The 19,674-nt window shown below is 28.8% G+C and carries 22 protein-coding genes and 2 pseudogenes; 20 read left to right on the top strand and 4 right to left on the bottom strand.

The features are described 5' to 3' along the window. Positions 1-64 precede the first annotated feature (64 nt). The 4 genes from SLY_RS03505 to SLY_RS04815 all read right to left on the bottom strand — a co-directional run bounded on the left by SLY_RS03505 (position 65) and on the right by SLY_RS04815 (position 2,585). The gene (locus SLY_RS03505; protein ID WP_015638186.1) at positions 65-1,006 is read right to left on the bottom strand and encodes a hypothetical protein; all 942 of its coding nucleotides are present in this window, start codon (positions 1,004-1,006) and stop codon (positions 65-67) included. Between the two features lie 308 nt (positions 1,007-1,314). Beyond that, a complete protein-coding gene (locus tag SLY_RS03500; protein WP_235043259.1) occupies positions 1,315-2,082 on the bottom strand; it encodes a hypothetical protein in 768 nt (255 codons plus the stop codon). Next, on the bottom strand, positions 2,048-2,209 hold the full coding sequence (locus tag SLY_RS05690; protein ID WP_015638184.1) for a hypothetical protein: 162 nt from the start codon (positions 2,207-2,209) through the stop codon (positions 2,048-2,050). The genes SLY_RS03500 and SLY_RS05690 overlap by 35 nt, the downstream gene beginning before the upstream one ends. Before the next feature lie 130 nt (positions 2,210-2,339). After that, the gene (locus SLY_RS04815; protein ID WP_051085523.1) at positions 2,340-2,585 is read right to left on the bottom strand and encodes a hypothetical protein; all 246 of its coding nucleotides are present in this window, start codon (positions 2,583-2,585) and stop codon (positions 2,340-2,342) included. Positions 2,586-3,430: 845 nt separating this feature from the next. Here SLY_RS04815 and dnaB point away from each other — a divergent pair. The 20 genes and pseudogenes from dnaB (at position 3,431) to SLY_RS03395 (ending at position 19,645) form a co-directional block, all read left to right on the top strand. Next, a complete protein-coding gene (gene dnaB / locus SLY_RS03490; RefSeq protein ID WP_015637771.1) occupies positions 3,431-4,714 on the top strand; it encodes a replicative DNA helicase in 1,284 nt (427 codons plus the stop codon). A 22-nt stretch (positions 4,715-4,736) separates the two neighbouring features. Beyond that, positions 4,737-5,369, top strand: coding sequence for a hypothetical protein (locus SLY_RS03485; protein ID WP_041784281.1), 633 nt, complete (start codon positions 4,737-4,739; stop codon positions 5,367-5,369). Beyond that, complete coding sequence (gene tmk, locus SLY_RS03480) at positions 5,359-6,006, top strand: dTMP kinase (protein WP_015637769.1); 648 nt, start codon at positions 5,359-5,361, stop codon at positions 6,004-6,006. The genes SLY_RS03485 and tmk overlap by 11 nt, the downstream gene beginning before the upstream one ends. Before the next feature lie 19 nt (positions 6,007-6,025). Next, on the top strand, positions 6,026-6,184 hold the full coding sequence (locus SLY_RS05085) for a DUF2963 domain-containing protein (RefSeq protein WP_015637768.1): 159 nt from the start codon (positions 6,026-6,028) through the stop codon (positions 6,182-6,184). Positions 6,185-6,483: 299 nt separating this feature from the next. Continuing rightward, positions 6,484-6,687: a hypothetical protein gene (locus SLY_RS03475; protein WP_041784269.1), complete on the top strand. Its 204-nt coding sequence runs from the start codon at positions 6,484-6,486 to the stop codon at positions 6,685-6,687. Beyond that, complete coding sequence (locus SLY_RS05685; protein WP_015638183.1) at positions 6,662-6,874, top strand: DNA adenine methylase; 213 nt, start codon at positions 6,662-6,664, stop codon at positions 6,872-6,874. Before SLY_RS03475 ends, SLY_RS05685 begins: the two co-directional genes overlap by 26 nt. Then, positions 6,846-7,475, top strand: a complete 630-nt coding sequence (locus tag SLY_RS03470) for a DNA adenine methylase (protein ID WP_015638182.1) — start codon at positions 6,846-6,848, stop codon at positions 7,473-7,475. The genes SLY_RS05685 and SLY_RS03470 overlap by 29 nt, the downstream gene beginning before the upstream one ends. 64 nt (positions 7,476-7,539) lie before the next feature. Further along, positions 7,540-8,088 (top strand): DUF2963 domain-containing protein, encoded by a 549-nt coding sequence (locus SLY_RS03460; protein WP_015637766.1) that lies wholly within the window; start codon positions 7,540-7,542, stop codon positions 8,086-8,088. Positions 8,089-8,168: 80 nt separating this feature from the next. Beyond that, positions 8,169-8,450, top strand: a complete 282-nt coding sequence (locus SLY_RS05680; protein ID WP_015637765.1) for a DUF2963 domain-containing protein — start codon at positions 8,169-8,171, stop codon at positions 8,448-8,450. 51 nt (positions 8,451-8,501) lie between these two features. Further along, entirely contained in the window at positions 8,502-8,957 is a 456-nt protein-coding gene (locus SLY_RS05675; RefSeq protein WP_015637764.1) for a DUF2963 domain-containing protein, read from the top strand. Continuing rightward, on the top strand, positions 8,950-9,267 hold the full coding sequence (locus SLY_RS03445; protein WP_015638181.1) for an HU family DNA-binding protein: 318 nt from the start codon (positions 8,950-8,952) through the stop codon (positions 9,265-9,267). Before SLY_RS05675 ends, SLY_RS03445 begins: the two co-directional genes overlap by 8 nt. Before the next feature lie 23 nt (positions 9,268-9,290). Next, on the top strand, positions 9,291-9,968 hold the full coding sequence (locus SLY_RS03440) for an N-6 DNA methylase (RefSeq protein ID WP_012358681.1): 678 nt from the start codon (positions 9,291-9,293) through the stop codon (positions 9,966-9,968). Beyond that, positions 9,922-10,107, top strand: coding sequence for a hypothetical protein (locus SLY_RS03435; protein WP_015637627.1), 186 nt, complete (start codon positions 9,922-9,924; stop codon positions 10,105-10,107). Before SLY_RS03440 ends, SLY_RS03435 begins: the two co-directional genes overlap by 47 nt. Before the next feature lies 1 nt (position 10,108). Then, on the top strand, positions 10,109-10,297 hold the full coding sequence (locus SLY_RS03430; RefSeq protein ID WP_012358666.1) for a hypothetical protein: 189 nt from the start codon (positions 10,109-10,111) through the stop codon (positions 10,295-10,297). Positions 10,298-10,312: 15 nt separating this feature from the next. Continuing rightward, entirely contained in the window at positions 10,313-10,753 is a 441-nt protein-coding gene (locus SLY_RS03425; protein ID WP_012358667.1) for a hypothetical protein, read from the top strand. Then, positions 10,746-10,982: a hypothetical protein gene (locus SLY_RS03420; protein WP_015638180.1), complete on the top strand. Its 237-nt coding sequence runs from the start codon at positions 10,746-10,748 to the stop codon at positions 10,980-10,982. The genes SLY_RS03425 and SLY_RS03420 overlap by 8 nt, the downstream gene beginning before the upstream one ends. 201 nt (positions 10,983-11,183) lie before the next feature. After that, a complete protein-coding gene (locus tag SLY_RS03415) occupies positions 11,184-13,322 on the top strand; it encodes an AAA family ATPase (RefSeq protein ID WP_015638179.1) in 2,139 nt (712 codons plus the stop codon). Between the two features lie 48 nt (positions 13,323-13,370). Then, positions 13,371-16,854, top strand: a pseudogene (locus tag SLY_RS05075) (coiled-coil domain-containing protein). Between the two features lie 81 nt (positions 16,855-16,935). Continuing rightward, positions 16,936-17,292: pseudogene (locus SLY_RS03400) on the top strand (OmpH family outer membrane protein); the annotation flags it as partial. Between the two features lie 607 nt (positions 17,293-17,899). Further along, a complete protein-coding gene (locus tag SLY_RS03395; protein WP_015637617.1) occupies positions 17,900-19,645 on the top strand; it encodes a reverse transcriptase domain-containing protein in 1,746 nt (581 codons plus the stop codon). Positions 19,646-19,674: the final 29 nt, after the last annotated feature.

Below are 19,674 nucleotides of genomic sequence, written 5' to 3'. Positions count from 1 at the left end.
ATGAAACGGAACAAAAAAAGACTATCGTTTATGATAGTTTTTAAAAGTTAAAATTATTTTGTTATTAAGATTGGTTTGGTGGGTTATTTTTTTTGTCGTCCTGGCCGCTCAATAATTGTTTTCCAGCATTTATCAATCCCCTTCCCGCCGCAACTGCTCCATCTCTAAAGCGGTTCAAACCCCAACCAAGATTAAAGATCAAACCTCCGCGATTATTACTTGTATTTACGGTATTTTCTAGTTGAGATTCTTTTGAACCTTGGCTTCCATCAGTTACTGTTGCATCATCAGGACTTAATGTTGGATTTTGTGAAGTTACTGTTTCTTGTTCTAAAGAATTATTGTAATTTACTAAATTTAATTTTATGTCCCAAACATGTTCTATTTGGTCGTGCCAAATATCATTATTGAGTTTCAAACTATGTGAAAAACTTAAACTGAAATCAGAGTTTGTTGCTGCTTGTTTTAACAAATTAAAGGCAGCTTGGTTTTGGGATTCTCCTAAAACTTGATCATCTAACCAAACTTTTGTTTTTACGCGGAATTCTCCTTTTACTTGTGTGTTTTCATTCAATTCAGTTTCATTATTTTTTGTGTCTACAATAAAATGTTGAATTTTGACAGCAGCAGCTTGGTTTAATAAATTATTTAATGTTTGTATTTTTTCTGGGTCATTAAATCCATGATCTTTCGCCTCTACAGTTGCCTTAATATCCAATGTTGCTTGTTGATTTTCATTTAATGCGTCTTTGGATTTAATTAAAAATTCTTTTTCATCAACTTCATCAGATGATTTATTAATACCTTGAGGAATCAATTTTTTTTCATCATCTACATTAAAGAAATCAAAATTACCACTGGTAGAAGCGATTTGACTGTTTTTTTCAACTTGCTTATTAGGTTCACGCCAATCTAGGGCAATAACGCTTATTAATGAGCCCGAAAGAATAGCACAAATAATAAGGTTGAAAATAAAATGTATACGATATTTTTTTGAAAATAACAATGGAATTGCTCCTTTTTTATTTTATTATGAAAGAAATTGTTCTATTTGTTATTTTTAAGTCTTTTTAATCTTTCATCTGTATGAAAAAAAATGAAAAAATAATAAAAGATAATTGCAATACATCTTTTTATTATATTATACTGTTTTTTTAGTTTAATTTGCATCTATGAAAATAATGACTAATAAAACCTCTTTTTGGCGGTTTATTACAAAAAATAAAGGCTTTTGAATATTTTTTATTATTAAATGGTTTTTTATGGCATAAAACAAAAAAAGACTATCATAAACGATAGTCTTTAAAGGTTAAATTATTTTTGTTGTCTCCAATTATTATTTATACCAGATGAAGGTGGGTTTGTAGTTGAAAAATATTTCGAAACTTCTACTTTTTGATTGTGTTGTGAATTGTAAGGGAATGATACTTCATATTGTGCACTCGTTCCTTTTACTCTTCTAATTACTCTTCTAATAAAGTACATATTTATACTTTTTTCTAATTTAAACTCGTCTCCATTTTCATCGTAAAGGGTTATTGGGGTTGGATTTAGTTTGTTTGTATTTAGGTTTGAGAAGATGTTTGCGATTTCTAAAAAGGTATATTCATTAGGTTTAAGAATTGCATTATTTTTCCATTCTTCAAGCGTAGGTGGTTTTTTAGTTGAAAAATATTTTGGACAGTTGATTTCTTTATTTTCTCTATTATTAGAATTATCATTAATAGAGAATGACATTATGGATAAGGGATAACCTTCTCTTTTTTCACGAATATAGTAAAAATAACCACCCATGTTATCGTCTTTAATTCTTCCGAATTTATACTCAGTTCCTATTTCATCGTAAAGTGGTTTGCTTGTATCTAAACTTTTGACCAATTGTTTTAAGTCTGAGATGAAATATTTCCCTTGTTTAAGAATTGCATTATTTTTCCAATCTTGAAGTGTAGGTGAAGGTTGTGTTTCAGATGAATTATTGTAATTTGGTAAATTTATTTGTATGTCCCAAACATGAATTGCAGGATCGCGCCAAATATCATTATTGAGCCTAAATGTGTTTTTGACACTTAAGCCGAAACTCATTATTTGCGGCGGCTTCTTCTAACAAATTAAAGGCAGCTTGGTTTTGGGATTCTCCTAAAACTTGATCATCTAACCAAACTTTTGTTTTTACGCGGAATTCTCCTTTTACTTGTGTGTTTTCATTCAATTCAGTTTCATTATTTTTTGTGTCTACAATAAAATGTTGAATTTTGACAGCAGCAGCTTGGTTTAATAAATTATTTAATGTTTGTGCTTGTGCGGCATCAAGTCCATGATTTAGAGCCTTTACAGCTGCCTTAACATCTAATTTTGCGGGTTGCTCTAATGAACTTTTTTAGTGTAAATGTTTCGCTATCATCAGACATATTTGTGTTAATAACTTTCAAATTAGGACTGGTAGGGGCCATTTCACTTTGCTTTGTTGTCTCAACGCTAATTTTACGCCAAGCAAAAATAGTCATGCTTATTAATAAACCTGAAAGGATAGCGAAAAAAATAAGATTAAAAATAAAATGTTTACGAGAATTTTTGGAAAATAACATTTTAATTACTCCTTTTATTTTTATTATGAAAGGATTTGTTTTATTTTTTCTTTTTCAATTACATTAGTTTTTATCTGCGTGAAAAAGAATGAAAAAATTTTTTTTAATACGCTTTATATTATACTGCTTTTTTGTTAAAAAAAACACTGAAAAAATTATAAAAAAGGTAAGATAATGCTGTTTTTTTTTTTTTTGATATAAAAAAGCAAAGAAAAAGAAGAAAAAAGAGCGTTAAATGTATCTTGCAGAAATTAAAAAAAGCTCATTAGTAACAAAGATAAATTTTTTTCAATGGCGATTATTTAAAAGTTTTTGAAAGCTTAGGGAAATAATTTTTTGAGACATTTTTTTTAAAAATCAAATAAAGATTTAATAATGCTTTTTTATGTGTTTCAAGCGCTTTTCAAAAAAAAGAATTGTTGAAAGTATTATTAAATAGTTTTTTTGATGTATAACAAAAAAGACTATCATAAACGATAGTCTTTAAAGGATAATTATTTTTCCGTTGTTGGGATAAGTTTTGATTCCTTATTTCTTGGCAAACCACCGTTTGGCGGATTTAGTGATTTTATTTTAATTAACGAGCTTCGTAAGTTGTGTTAAATTGAAGCATAAAACCAGAGTTATTTACTGCTTGTTTTAACAAATTAAAGGCAGCTTGGTTTTGGGGTTCTCCTAAAACTTGATCATCTAACCAAACTTTTGTTTTTACGCGGAACTCTCCTTAGACTGCCCAAAAAACTGGTACTGGTTGAGAACAACAAATTTATCCAAATTGTTTATTAATTAAAAATAAACAGTTTGGATTTTTTTTGTATCCAAACTGAGAAAAAGGAGTTTGAAAGATGATTGAAGCCGAACGTGCATTATTGGGAGCACTATTATTAAAACCAGAAAAAATGGATGTTGTTATAAATTTAGTCAACACAAACAATTTTTCCAACCCCAAGCATCGTTGTATCTTTGAGACAATGAAGCAATTAAAACTGCAAAATCGCGAAATTGATTATGTTACGGTGGGTTCCGTTTTAGATAACAATTTATACAAAATAGGAGGAATTGATTATTTAATTGAATTAGTGGAGGCGGCCCCTGCAAGTGAATATTTAGAGACATATATTGATTTAATTAAAGAAAATTCCCTTAAAAGAGATTTGTTAGGATTAATCAAACAATTACCAACCGCATTATCAAAAAGTAAAAATATTCACAATTATCTGCAAACAGTCAAAAACCAAGTAGAAAGTTTTATGCAAAAAACCAAATCTCCTTTTATTTCTACAAAAACATTAATTCCTTATATTCGCCAAAGTATTGTTAATGATGACAACCCCAACCAATTTGTAGGAATAAAAACAGGCTTTAAAAATCTAGATGAATTAATTTCTGGTTTCAAACCTAACCAATTAATTATCTTAGGAGCAAGAACTGCGATGGGAAAAACTGCTTTTATGTTAAATTTGGCTTGTAATATTGCAAAAAACTTTACTACCAACCCCGAAAACCAAAAAGCAGTTATTTTTAGTTTAGAAATGGCAGCGGAAGAATTAGGAATTAGGTTACTTTCTTCTGCTTCTCAAATCCCTTTAAAACAACTCCAACACAAAAACTTAACTAAAAATGAAAAATTACAGTTACTTATTGCTGAGGATGAAATAACGCAATTAAACATTTTAATTGATGATGATAGAAATAACAAAATTGAAGACATTGAAACCAAATGCCGTCAAATGAAATATACTAAAGGACTTGATATTGTTTTTATTGATTACCTCCATTTATTAAAAGACGACCAAAGTTTGAATATATATCAAGCAATATCTGTGATTTCACGCAAATTAAAAAAACTAGCAAGTGAACTTAATATTCCAATTGTAGCTTTGAGTCAATTTAACCGTGCAACCTATGTAAGAGAAGTCAAAAGCCCACAATTAACAGATTTAAGAGATGCGGGATCAATTGAACAAGACGCTGATGTTGTGATGTTATTACACCGCGAAAGTTATTATCAAACACCTGATAACAACCCACATACGAATTTAATTATTGCCAAAAACCGTAGCGGTCCCAAAGGCGAATGTAGTTTTAATTTTTATCAACAAATCCAAAGATTTGAAGCAAAAGAATAAGAATAAAAAAGGAAATAAAAATATGAAACAAATATCTAATTTAGATTTTAATAATATTAACGTTTTTAATCATAAATCTTTGTGCGTTAACATCACCAAACAAATAGTTCAACCAATTTTTTTCAACAAAGTTTTTAATCAATATATGTTTGATTGCCATAATATACTCAATGAATATTTAACCAACAACCAACACAACTCTCAAAGCCAAAAATCAATTCGCGGAAAAATTAACGAATACTTAATTTTGCTTTATCTAAATCACAAAGGAATTAAATATTTATATCCTCAATCATATTTATTTTTCATCCCTGATATTAAATTTGATTTAGTATTGTTTACCAAAACAAAACGCATTATTGCCTTCAATTTCAAAACATGCCTTAGAGATAGATACAAACAATCAATAGTAGAAGGGGAACAAATCAAAAAACTAGACACTCGCTTTGGGTTTTATTTGTTAACAAATGATGAATCCGAAACTCAAAGATTAAATAATAAAATTAAAAATGGTAAAGTACAATCAATTAACAAAGTAATCAATTTATTTTCCAATTCAGCTAATCTCTTCTTACAAAACTTACTAACCAACCAATTCATTCCTTTTTCACCTATTAATTTAATTAAAAAGATGGTTCACCCTAATGACAAATAAATTAATTAGTTTTGAAGGCGTTGACGGAAGCGGCAAAACTACTTTAATTAACGAATTAAAAGATTCTTTTGAAAATAAAGGCTATCAAATTAAATTTTTTCAAGGTTTAGGCAGTTCCATTGTTGGAAAAGAAATCAGAAATTTATTTTTACATCAATCCAAAATAAGCCCTAAAACTAAATATTTACTTAGCCTTGCCAATATGATGCAAACCCAAGATGAATTAATAATCCCTGCTTTATTGGGTGGTTATCTTGTTCTAGTTGACCGTTGGTATGATTCTACTTTTGCTTATCAAAGCAAAGGTAATTACATAGATTATGATGACAAAATTACTTCAAAAATCATCAATCATTTCTTAATTAAACCTAAATTAACTTTTTACTTAGATATTGACCCTAAAATCGGGATACAACGTAAACAAAACCAAGCAAATCATAAATTAGACCTCATTGAACGAAAACCTTTAAATTATTTTGAAAATGTCCGTAAGCATTATTTAAACCAACATAAATACTGTAATGATGCAAATTGCAACCACAAAAATTGTAATCATTTTTTAATTAATGCAACCAAATCCCAAAAAGATAATTTAGACCAAATAATTAAAACTTTAATCAATAAACAAATATTTTAATTAAAGGAGAAAAATAATTATGAATTATCAAAAAACTTTTTATTATGAAGATGGCAAAACAAAGAAATTTGTTGTTGAATACACCCCAGACGGTAAACGAACCAAAGAGACCAAATACTACTCAGATGATAAAACAATTGAATTTATTAATGAATATAACGCTAAAAAAAGTAAATGAAACAAATACATTGAAAATTAGAAAGGATTCAACAATATGGCAAAAATATTATCTTTTGTTTTTAAATCTTTATCATTTTGTATTCTTGTTTGTTATTTGAGTTTGCATACTTCTTCTATATTTTCATTCATTTTTTTGTCATTTTTTATCTCTCATTTTGTGGATAAAATAATTGATTATATTTTTTCAAATGAATGGTTTTCATTATTGATTCTTAGGATATCAACAACATTTTTATAAAATTATTAAAACTTATTAATTAATAAAAAAATAATTTAAATAAATAAAGGAGAATAAAAATGATTTTAACTCCCAAACACATTTTAATATTGTTAAGTATAACATATTTAGGTTTTATCATAACAAATCTAATGACCCTATTTTTTGATTTTAATTTAGGAATTAAGGCTAATACCGCTATTAGTCTTGTTTCTGATGTTGTCTTTTTAATTTATATTTGGGTAAAGGAGTTTAATAATGAAAATACCATGGATAGGCAGTAAAAAGAAAATGTTACCTAAATTATTAAAATATATTCCAACAAATTATAACAATTATTATGAACCTTTTTTAGGAAGTGGGGCTTTATTCCAATCTCTTGCTCCCTCAATTGTCACTTTGAACGATAATGATTATCAATTTAATACAACTTTGGAAAGATATGTTAGCAAAACCAGAATTGTTTTGTGATTATGTGCGTAAATTTGAAGACAAAATATATGTAAATAAAGATCAAAAGACGCAAAAAGAATCATTTAAACATTTGGTAGAAAAATTTAATAAAAGTAATTTGTGTGCTTATAAAAGTGCCCTTTTTTATGTTTTATTGAAATATGCTTTTAGGGGCATTTTCCGATATCGCTCTGATGGAACTATTTATTTAGGATACAATTTTTCATCTCGTTTCAAAAACCCTATAATTGTTTTATCAGAAATCCAAAGAATAAAAACCAATGTTAAGAATATAAAATTGTTAAATGGCGATTTTGAAAGTGTCATTAACCAAACCCAAAGCAACGATTTTATATTTGTTGATCCTCCGTATTGGCGTGAAGGGACTAAAGATAAAGACTTTTATCAAAAACCTTTCACATTTGAAGATCACAAAAGACTTTATAAAAGTTTAGAGATGGCAAATTATCGCAAGGTAAAGTGGTTGTATACAAATTATAATTCCCCTAAAATAATTGAATTATTTAAAGATTTTCATATCCAACCCATTCAAACTACAACCAATTACGCTTTAACTTCAAAAGGAATAACACAAGAAGTTATTATTAAAAATTATTAAAAAGAACAAATAATGAAAATTTTAATCAACAAACAAATATTTTAATTAAAGGAGCATAAATAATATGAATTATCAAAAAACTTTTTATCGCAAAGGAATCAAAACAGCTATAAAATTTGTTGCTGAATATAGCCCAGATGGTAAATTAACCAAACAAACCCAATACTATTCCGATGGCAAAACAATATATGTCATCCAAGAATACGACCCCCAAACACATAAAAGAATTAAAGAAACTCATTATTACGGCAACGGCAAAACAAAGAGGTTTGTTATTGAATATTACTCTGATGGCAAATTAAATAAATCAACTTGGTTCCGTGAAGATGGCAAAACCATTAACTGTATTATTTGTTGGAACCCTGTAACTGCAGAAATAATCAAAACAATTAATTATCATCTTGATGGCACAATTGGAGAAGAAATAATAAATGATAAAAAGCACATCATAAATTACTATCAAGATGATTTCAAAACGTTAATTTATACTAATGAATATAACCTTAAAACAGGTAAATTAATCAAAAATACCCAATACAACCCAGATGGAACTGTTTTTAATGAAATCTATTACAACCCTAATGGAAGTATAAAAACAACAAAAAAATATTAATCATTCATAAAAAAATTTAGAACAAATAATGAAAATTTTAATCAACAAACAAATATTTTAATTAAAGGAGCATAAATAATATGAATTATCAAAAAACTTTTTATTACCTTGATGGCAAAACAAAGAGGTTTGTTGTTGAATATTACCCAGATGGTAAATTAAATAAAGCAACCTGGTTCCATAAAGATGGTAAAACAATTAACTGTATTATTGAATATAACCCAAAAACAGGCAAAAAAACTAAATATACGAAATACAACCCAGATGGAACTGTTTTTAATGAAATCTATTACAACCCTAATGGAAGTATAAAAACAACAAAAAAAATACTAATCATACATAAAAAAACTTATCCCAAATAATGAAAATTTTAATCAACAAATAAATATTTTAATTAAAGGAGAAAAATAATTATGAATCATCAAAAAACTTTAAATTCCGACAAAACAAAGAAATCTGTTGTTGAATACTACTCAGATGGGGAAACAATATATTACATCACTGAATATCACCCTGAAACAGAAGAAGTAATTAAACAAACAAATTATAATTCTAATGGTAAATTAACCACAGAAATTTTTTATGATGGCGATGGTGAAACAATTGATTACATCAGAAAATACAACCCCCAAATAAGTAAATTAATTAAATTTACTAAATACCGAGAAGATGGTGAAACAATTGACTATATTACAGAATTTAAGTACCATCCCAAAACAAACAAATTAATTAAAACAACTGGTTTTTCCTTCGATCGCAAAAGAATAGCTTTTATATACAAACACCATCCTAATGGTAAATTGTTTAAAAGAACTTACTACAACTCCGATGGAACAATCATAAAAGAAAGGAGCAAAAACAATGACTAAAAAAGAAAAATTAAAAAAACTAACAAAAAAAGAATTAATCAAAAACCTCGCAGTAATGAATAACACTTCAGTTACTCAAACTCAAGATTTTTACAATTCGTTTGAAAATGCTTTAATTGAAGCAATCAAATCAAACGAAGAAGTAATAATATCGCCAAAAATTGGTAAATTCATTTTAAAAAGCCAAAAAGCCCGTTTAGGACGAAATCCTCAAACAGGTAAAAAACTAAAAATCCCTGCAAAAACTGTGGTAAATTTCAAACTATCAAAAACCCTCAAAGATGAAGTTAAAAACCTTAAATTAAAATAAAAAAGAAAAGGAAAAATAAAAAAATGTATCGAGTTGATAGAAATAATTTTTTCAAAAATGAAAAAAAAGCTACTATTTATACTCCCAGTTGGGTATCGCAATTTTTATATAATATTTTATCACCTCAAATCCAACGCGGTTTAATCCTTGACCCTTGTGTTGGTGAAGGTTCTTTATTACTACCTTGGCAACAAAAAGGATTTGATGTTTTAGGGGTTGATATAGAAAAAACAACCTTCCCTAATTTAATTCATAACAACTTTTTAGAATTAACCCAAAAGGATTTAAATACACAAAAAATATCCTTGGTAATTACAAACCCACCCTTTAATTTGGATTTTAAAACTAAAAACTACGTTAAGGAAAAATATGGTGGTCGTCCTTTGTTGCCTGAGTTGTGGTTAAGTAAAATAATTGAACTTTTTGGTAAAGATATCCCAATTGTTTTATTTACTCCTTATGGATTCAGACTTAATCAATCACTAAATAGCAAGCGATTACAGAAATTTTTAAATCAAGAATATCCCGAAATCTCTTCTATTATTAGTCTTCCCAAAGACGTTTTTGAAAACGTTGTTTTTCATTCAGAAATTTTAATTTTTAACGTTAACCATTTAAAACCGCATTATTTCTGTGGAATAGCCACAAACCAAAATGACTACTTATTTATTAACTCGTCAAATTGGTTTATCCCAAAATAAAGTTCTCGATGAAGTTAATGATACAAGAAACCAAACCCAAGAACGATTCAATAAAACACATAAAAAACTGGATGAATCAATAGAAAAACTTGATGAATTAGATAAAAAGATTAATAAAAATAATAAGGAGAATGAATAATATGAGCGACGGCATGTCAGAAGCATTTAATGGGACTTATTTCAAATCCCGCAATTCCCAATCCAAGAAAAAAACTAATAAATATAATCAACCAAAAGGAAAATGGCTTAATTTAGACCGCCCCAATAAAACTTTTAAAAACAAAAAGAAATCGTTTAAAAAACGAAGAAAAGTTATTAAAGATTATTAAGAAAGGTAAAAAAATATGTGGTTATTTTCAATATTTGCAACAATTAGCAATTTTATTCTAAATTATACCAAAGGATTTACAACTACTGAAATTCTTGAACGAAGAATGGATGGAATCCAAACAACACTTTTCACTATTCTTATTGTTTCTGGGTTCAAACCAATTTTTAAATTAATTGCAAACACTTTAAATTTCTTCAAAGATTTAATTTTGGGTATTTTTTTCCCCAACAAAAAACTACAAAAATTAGAAATCCAAAATGCCAAACAAGAATATTTAGAAAAACAATTATTAAAAAAACTAGATAAAATCAATGAAAACCAAGAAAAACTCCAATCCCAAATTATGGTTCAAAGAGTTAAAGTTTCTCATTGGCAAGAGAAAAAAGCAAGAAAAAAACAATTAAAATCGCAAAATATCAACCCAATTATTAAGAAGGAGGAAGAAAATGAATGATCTAAATTTCGCCATTGGATTTATCGTTGGCGCCCTATTTACAACTGCTTTAATGTTTATCATTAAAAAAATCTTTTTTAATTTTCTTCCATTACCAGAAATCAATAAAAAAGATGAAACACAAAAAGAAAGCAAACCTAAAAAAACATTTTCAATTATTCCAAATCCAAATAACGAATCAAAAAATAAAAATAATTTAGAAAGTGACAAAGAAATAAATGAAAATTAATAATTTAAATCCATCATCCCAAACAACTTATTTAAAGAAACTAAGCAAATTTAACCGATAATAAAAAATTACAAAAACCTACAAAAATAGACTCAAAATTTTGCCCTTTTTTCACTCAAAAAAACAAAAGTTGACTTATTATATTCACAAGTTCAAAACTTAAATATCAAAAAAAATTATTTTTTCTAGAAAGGAGAAAAAATGAAGCTTAAAAACAAAATATATCTTAGTTTCTTATCTTTATTTAGTTTAATTTTGTTGATTTTATTTATTGTTGGAATATCTAAAACAGAAACCAAATCCAAATCATCAACAACCCCAACAATAACACAACCACCCAATAACCAACTTGATTCAGAAGCAAAAGAAGAACTTAATAAACTCCAAAAACGTTTAAAAGATTTAGAAATAATCAATCAACAAAACATAAACAATAACAAAAAACTTATAGAAGAAGACAACCAATCATCACAACAAATCAACTCTAATTTAGAAACAATCAAAACTTTAAGTCTTCAAATTAACAACCTCAACCAAGAATTAAAACAAAAAACCAAAGAATTAAACAATAAAGAAACTAATTTAAATGATGAAACAAAATCCCAATTAGAAACTGAAATAAAAAACTTAAACCAACAAATAGCTGATTTATCAAAACAACGCGAACAAATCAATGAAGCTACCCAACCATTAACCAAAAAAAGAGTGGAAAATACAAAATCACAAGTAAACAATAAGAAACTAATTGAAAGCATCCAATCAGAAACCAATCAAACTACTCAATTCAAAACTATTTATCAAAAAATATCTGACTTACAACAAGCAATAAATTATAATAACGCCAACAAAGAAAACATCAAAGAACTAATAATTAAACATCAAGACAACCCACAAGAAGTCCAAAATCTCAAAAGTTATGATTTATTTTTAGACGGTCAATTAATCCAATTTGATAAACAAATTAAACAACTTCAAAATGAAATTGAAGCAATCAAAAACCCAAATATTGAAAAAATCGCCAAAAAACAAATTACTTTTAAAGACGTTTATGGTATGGAAAGCGAAAAAGAAGAATTAGAGGATTTAATTTTTTATTTTAAAGAATCCAATAACAATTTAGTAAATTTTGACAAAATAAGACCCAAAGGATATTTATTATATGGTCCGCCTGGTACGGGAAAAACTTTTTTACTGAAAGCATTGAGTAATGAATGCAACGCCTATTTTATTGAATTTGACCCTTCAAAACTAGATAAAACTTATGTCGGCGAAGGAGTAGAAGAATGGGAAAAGATTTGGATGGAAGCTGAAAGACATGATAAAACTATTATCTTTATTGACGAAATTAGTGGCATGGCTAACCGTGAAGACAAAAATTCTAATAAAACAAGTATTAATATTGTTAATAATATTTTAACTAAATTAGATGGTTTTAACCGTTCTGACAAAAAAATTGTCTTAATGTGCGCTACTAATCACCTAGACCAAATTGATAAAGCGCTCAGAAGTCGTTTTAGCAAAGAAATTAAAATTGATTTAATTAAAGATGAAGAAATTGAAGGTTTCTTAAAATTCTTGATAGAACCTTATCAAATCAGTTATCACACTTACCTTCATTTAAAAGAAATTGCAAACAGATGTAAAGGCAAAAACTACTCTAACCGTGATTTAACAACTATCATTAATGATGCCTATAATAAAACAAACAAATTCAAAACCCTAAATCCAAACCATGAAGTCATGTTGCCTTCTGATTTAGATGAAGTAATTGACACTAAACAAAGAATCAACAAATCAATTACAGAAATTAAAGCACGCAGAAAAGAATGTGAAGAACAATATGAATCATGGAAACAAGGTTTTTTAAAATACCTCAAACCTCCCAAAGATGCAAGAATGATTAAAGTAAAATACACTTTCTACGGCCTCAACGGCCTTGGTCGTGGAAAGCACCGTGAATACGAGCCAACTGATATAATGCCGTTTATGAAAAACCCTTTTGACAAATGGGAAGTAAAAGATAGCAGGATTGATTTTTTTAATACTTTCCATATGAAACGTAAAGATGATGATTCACAATTTAATAATATGTTTATCAACGACCCTTCAAACTACTACACAGAACTCAACTACAAAGGCCCAAAATGGTTAATTGAAGAAGATAAAGACTTCTTCATGGATGAAGTACAATGTCATATAATAAACCCCAAAGATTCTAGATATCCCAAAGATGAAAAGAAAAATTACTACCTTCACTTCAACCCAAAACAAAGATATATCACGCTTTACACTAAGAAATTTAATACAAAAGACCGATTAAACAAACCAAAGAACAACTAGAAAAACAGCAAAAAATTTAAATAAATAATCAGAAAGAGAGAAAATAAAATGGCGAAAAAAATAATTCCAATTAAAAAAACAAAACAAAAACAACCAATTAAAAAAACTATTAAACAAGTAAAAACCAAACTTCCTACTAAAAAAACTAAAAAAATAATTCCAACTCCCAAAAAGACTGTTTCCAAAATTAAAAAAATAAAAAAACCTTCAAAAACTATAATCAAAAAACAAATCCAACCTACTAAAATAATTGTTGAAACCAAAAAAGAGAATTGGTTTGTAAAATTAATCAAATCAATTGTCAAAATAACCCTTATTTTATTACCATTCATACTAATTGGTGGAGGAATATGGCTTGTAATTTCTAAGTTTTTTCCTGAATTAGCTGCAAAATTTGGTGGAGTTGTTGATAAATGTTGGCAATTTATTAAACATATATGTCATAATCTAGATGACAAAACCAAAAAAGCTTTAGAAAATGCAGGAATAGACCCCGAATATTCTGCTATTGCATCAAAAGTTTTATGGGTTGGTGGTGGTGGTTTACTTGCTGCTACATGTTGTTTAATCCCAGGAATTGGCACATTCTTAGGAGTAGCAGTTTTAATAAGTACTATCGCTTATGTAGCAACTATTACACTTACCGAAAAAACCAATCAAGAACCACCAAAAAACGCATCTCCACCACAACAAGTAGAAAACAAAGTAGATAATACAAACAAACAAATTGAACCAGACAAATTAACTGAAAATAACAGAGATTCTGAAACCTTAGAAACTCAAAAAAAAAAAAAAACAACAAAATCAACTGAATTAAATGATGAAACCCTAACTCCTCAGCCAACTTTGAAACAACCAATTCATAAACAAAAAGAAATTAATAAAGAAGAATATAATAAAAGTTTATTGAATCCAGACATGCAAAAACAATTTGAGGAGTTGGGTACCGTTGAAAAAGAACGAGAAGCACAATTGTTGCAAGAAAGAAATTATTTTGAAGCTAATTTGCAAGCACAACAATTAGAAATGTTAAATATAAAAAATCAAAAAGATAATTTAGAAAAAGAACTAGCAGAACAAAAAAACTTATCAGATGCAGAAAAGCAACAATTAACTAAGCAAATTGAGGACATAAGCTTCTAGAAACGAAGAATTAAACAATTTAGAAAAAGAGCAAGAAGTCCAAGCAGAATTAAGACAAGAATTATATGATGTTATCAACAAAGATAAGGAAAATTTAGAACAAAAAACCAAGCAATTAGAAGAACAAAAAAACTTATCAGATGCAGAAAAACAACAATTAACTAAGCAAATTGAGGACATAAATACTAATTTAACATCTAAAAACGAAGAATTAAATAACTTAAATCAAAAATTAGAAGAAGAAGCAAAAAAACAAACTGAATTAAATGATGTTATCCAAACCCAAGAAAAAAAGTTAAAACAAATCCAAATTTCTAGTGAAGAAAAACAACAAGAATTAAACAATAAAATTAAAGATATTCAAACCACTTTAGATAAGCAAGCAAAAGTTACCGAAGACAAAAACAAAGAATTAGAACAAATGCAAAGTCAAAAAATTCAACTAGAAAACCAATTAGCTTCAAATAAACAAGATTTACAAAATTTACAAAAAGAAATATTTAATAAAGAAGCTAAATTGGAAGATAAAGAAAAAGAACTAGAAGAACAAAAAAACTTATCAGATGCAGAAAAACAACAATTAACTTCAGAAATCAATAATCTAAAAAACGATATCAACCAAGAAAAAGTTAATTATCAAGCACAAGTATCACTTAAAGAAGAAGAAATTAATCAATTGCAACAAACCGAAAGTGATTTAAAACAGCAACTAACTAAAACCCAAGCAGAAACTATGAGCCTAAGAGAACAACATGTAAAAACTTTGGAAGAAATCCAAAGACAAATTACAAATTACAAAAAAACAGTTGCTGAACTAGAAAATGAAACTCAAAAACTAAAAGACCAAATTGCAAAAAACAATGAAAATGCTAAACAATTACAAAAAGAATTAAAAACTAAACAAGCGAAATTAGATGAAATTAACAAAAAAATAGGAACTTTAACAGCAAATAAAGATAATTTAGAAAAAACAATAAAAGACTTAGAAAACTACCAAACAGTAACAAATTATAAAAAGATAAAAAATCGTACAGATTGGGGTGTTAGAAGTAGTAGTAAAGAAATACAATTCCCTCGTTTTTGGAATGATAAACCTTTCACATATAAAATTGTTCCAAAGATTGATTTTTATGAAACTGGATTAACCGAAACAGGAAGGGGTTATCAAGCATATCGTGGAGAAATAAATAAAAATACCATACAAGGAGAAAGTATAGAACTATCCCCAGGTAAATATTATTGCGAACCTTCTATTAATATGAGAAATATACCATATTCCACTCATGGAGCTAATTTAATTTTTAGCGAACCAACCTCAGAGACCGAACCACCACAAAATTTATTCAAACTTGATGAAGCAAAAGAAAACTTAAAAAATATATCTCAAGAATTATCAAATTATGAAACTAATTTAAAAAACGCTCAACTAGAATATAATCAATTATTAGAAAATCAAACACCAGATGATAGTTTGCAACAAGAATTAAATAATAAAGCAAATCATATTAAAACTTTAAAAAACGAAATGCAACAATTAGAAATTAAAGAACAAGGTTTTAGAAGTGAAATTGATGCTTTAAAATTGGAAAATAAAAACTTAAAAGAAAAATATACTAATGATTTAACTAAAATCAAACAAGAACTTGATGTATCTAAAACCGAAAACAAGCAACTAGAAAAAGAGATGCAAGAGATACAAGCTGAATTGGTTAAAAATGGTAACACTGATGATGCATTAGTTAAACAATTAAATCACAAAGAAGCTCAAATAAAAAAATTAAAGGGTAAAATTACTAATTTAGAAGCCAATGAAACTAAATTGCAAACAATTATTAAACAAAAAGACGAAGAAATTAAACAATTACGACAAAAAGTTCAAGAACAAGCGGAACAAATTATAAAATTAACTGCTGAAATTGAAAACAATATAGAAACTTTCAAGCAACAAGCAATTAAAATTCAACAACTAGAAGGGGCAATTGCAGGACTTGAAGGTGCCAGTAGTGCGATGAGTGGCGATAATAAAGAGTTGCTGCATGAAATCAATAAACTAAAAACTCAATTAGACGCCGAAAAAGACGCGCATATTGAAACAAGAGAAAGATTAGAAGAAAAGATTGTTGAATTAAAAAATGATAATTTAAAATTAAACAATAAATCAACTGAATTAGATGAAAAAGAAAAACATTGGGAAGATGCTGTAAAAAACGTAGGTACTGCGATTAACATAGGTGTTTTCACCAAAGCTGGTGTGATGACGGGAGCTGCTTGGGGAAGTGCTGCGGGGCCTTTAGGTACGATTGCTGGTGGAGTTGCTGGTGGTGCAATTGCTGGTGCTGCGGCTGTTGCTAGTAAATGGGATGTAGTTAAAACATGGTTTGGTCGGTAATGCAATTTTTTTGCATTACCAGATTAGATTATGATACAATGATGATAAGTTATAAAAATAAAAAAGGGAGTTAATTATAGGATGGAGTTATTTAAAGTATTAGTTATTATAGGTATTTTAGGAGTTTTTTTTGGATTGGGTCCTTTATTGATTTGGTTTGTTCAAAAACACGTAAATAATAAATTAAACAATGTAGAAAATATTAAATTAAAAATTGAAGTTGAGATAATAACTAAGCAAAAGAAATTAAACCAAAAAATATCTGAGTTAGTAAATAATAAATCTTTATCAGTTCAAGAAAAAACTGAATTACAAGAAGAAATAAATACTATCCAAACTGAATTAAGGCAGCAACAAGCAGAATTATCACATAATCAAATGTTGACAGGAAAATTAAAAGCTAAAAAATATACAAAAAGAAATCCAATAAAAGCTATAGGGCGGCAAAGAAGCCCACTTTATCGTGAAATCTAACCAATTTCCAGTGCCGATAAACACTGAAAGCAGATGAACGGTTCATCAAATGAAAAGATGATGGATTACAGCAGTTCATAAAGGCGGGTTGAGACGAAGTAGTTAGTCAAGATGACACCGCTAGCAAATCATTCTATGGAAAAGCCTGTAAAATAGCCTAAGAAGAAAAGAAGATGTAATTTTATAACCTGCATCGCAAACTACTACAAGCGAGCAGTCCAGACGCTATCAACATATTGTTAGCGTGTTGGATAGTTTATCAATCACGAACGGAAACCTGGAATCTCACCAACAGTCAGGAAAGACATGAAAACATAAATGGTTACTTCTCCTAAGGAATGAAGGTAGATAAAGTGAGGAACTTGCAGAATCCTAAAGGTTCAAGTGTGGGAACAAAAGCCCACATCCCCAAGGAGAAAGAGACTTCTAGTAGTCGGAGGAATTAAAACATTGTTTGGAATAACAATGATAATTGCCCTCCCAGGGCTCTTAGGAAAACTAAGAACAAGGCGAAAACAAGTCAGTCATTTATGGTATATCTAAACAAATCAAGAAAGGAGTAAGTGATAATATGCTTACACATAATTCAAATGAATTTAAGCTTTCGAGAACTTTAGATATGATTTTAAATCATTCAAAAAACAACTATAGCCTAAAAAAGGTATTGAAACGCGGAATGAATAACATAGAAAACACATACAAAGCATTCAATAGCATTGCAACCAATAAAGGCAGCGGTACAGAGGGCGTTGACAACAAAACCATTGACGGCATAAAGCTAGAAATGATAAAGAAATACCACAAAGAATACGTCAACAACCAATACAATCCGCAACCTGTCAAAAAAGTATTAATACCAAAGGATAAAAATAAAACGAGACCGCTAGGCATCCCAACCATAAAAGATAGAATAATCCAGAAAGCAATGGAACAACTTTTAACCCTCTATTTTGAAAACATCTTCTCAGAATGGAGCTTCGGATTCAGAAGCAAGAAATCATGCCATGATGCCGTAAAACGCGTCAAACAAAGATTCAAAGGGATAGATTATATAATAAAAATCGACATTAAAGGTTACTTTGAAACCATCAACCACGATATCCTCAATAAGATGTTAAACAAATACATCAGAAAGGCCAAAACGTTAAAAACAATCAACCAATGGCTCAAAGCAGGAATAATGGAAAATGGAATCAAATACGAATCATTATCAGGAACACCGCAAGGTGGGATAATATCCCCTTTATTATCAAATATATATTTACATTACATCGATAAGAAAATGGAAGAACTGATAAGAAACGGCAAACCGATAATGAAAGCAAATCCCAAATATTGGAAGGCATACACAAAAAAACAACATAACAATCTATCAATAGATAGTGAAATAAACCTGAACCCAAACCCGAGAATAGAATACATCCGCTACGCAGATGATTTTATTATTGGAATAAAAGGAGAACACCACGAAGCAGAAAGGATTAAAACCCAAGTACTCAAATGGCTAGAACAAGACTTGAAACTCGTGGTAAACCGCGACAAATCAAAAATTGTAAAAGCCACTAAGGGCACAAGGTTCCTATCTTATATGGTAAAGGTAAACCCAACCAACAAAACCCGCAAAAAGAAAACAACAAAAAACTCACTGAACGGGCAAGTACAAATCCAAATCCCAAAAGACACAACAAGAGACTACGGGAAAGAATACGGTTGGACCAAAAACGGGAAAGTAAAACACGACGAAACACTAGCAAGTAGGGAAGCACTAGAAATAATACGAACCTACAAATCAATAACGCTCGGCATTATCCGATACTTTTGTCTAGGAAACAACCTAGCACAATTAACACATTTATACTATTTGGCGGAATACAGTTGTTTAAAAACACTAGCGAGAAAATGGAAAACATCTATCGCAAAAGTTCGGCGAAAATTAAGGAACGGCAAAACTTGGGGGATTCAATACAACCTCAAGAATAAAACCAAAGTTGATAGCTGGGACAAACTGGACTGGGAAAAGATAAAAAGGATGAGAAAAACAAAGGGGAATCCCGATGTAATTATCAACCGTTATCTCTACCAAGGACGAACAACACTAACATCACGCTTAAAGGCGGAGAGATGTGAAGTTTGCCAAACAGAAAACATCCCACTAGAAATCCGCCACACAAAAACGGTGAGAAACTCCAACTGGCAAAGCATCCTTAATAAACAAACAATCGCTTTATGTAGGAATTGTCATCGCAAGAGAACAAACCAACAAATAAACGTTATAAACCAAAACAAAAAGAAGAGAATGATTAAGATACACAGTTAACCGCAAGGTTAATCCCGTAAAAAGGGTAA

The organism is Strawberry lethal yellows phytoplasma (CPA) str. NZSb11 (genome assembly GCF_000397185.1).
Classification (GTDB): domain Bacteria; phylum Bacillota_I; class Bacilli_A; order Acholeplasmatales; family Acholeplasmataceae; genus Phytoplasma; species Phytoplasma australiense.
Note: the sequence above shows the minus strand (reverse complement) of the source record. Positions and strands in the feature narration are given on the sequence as shown.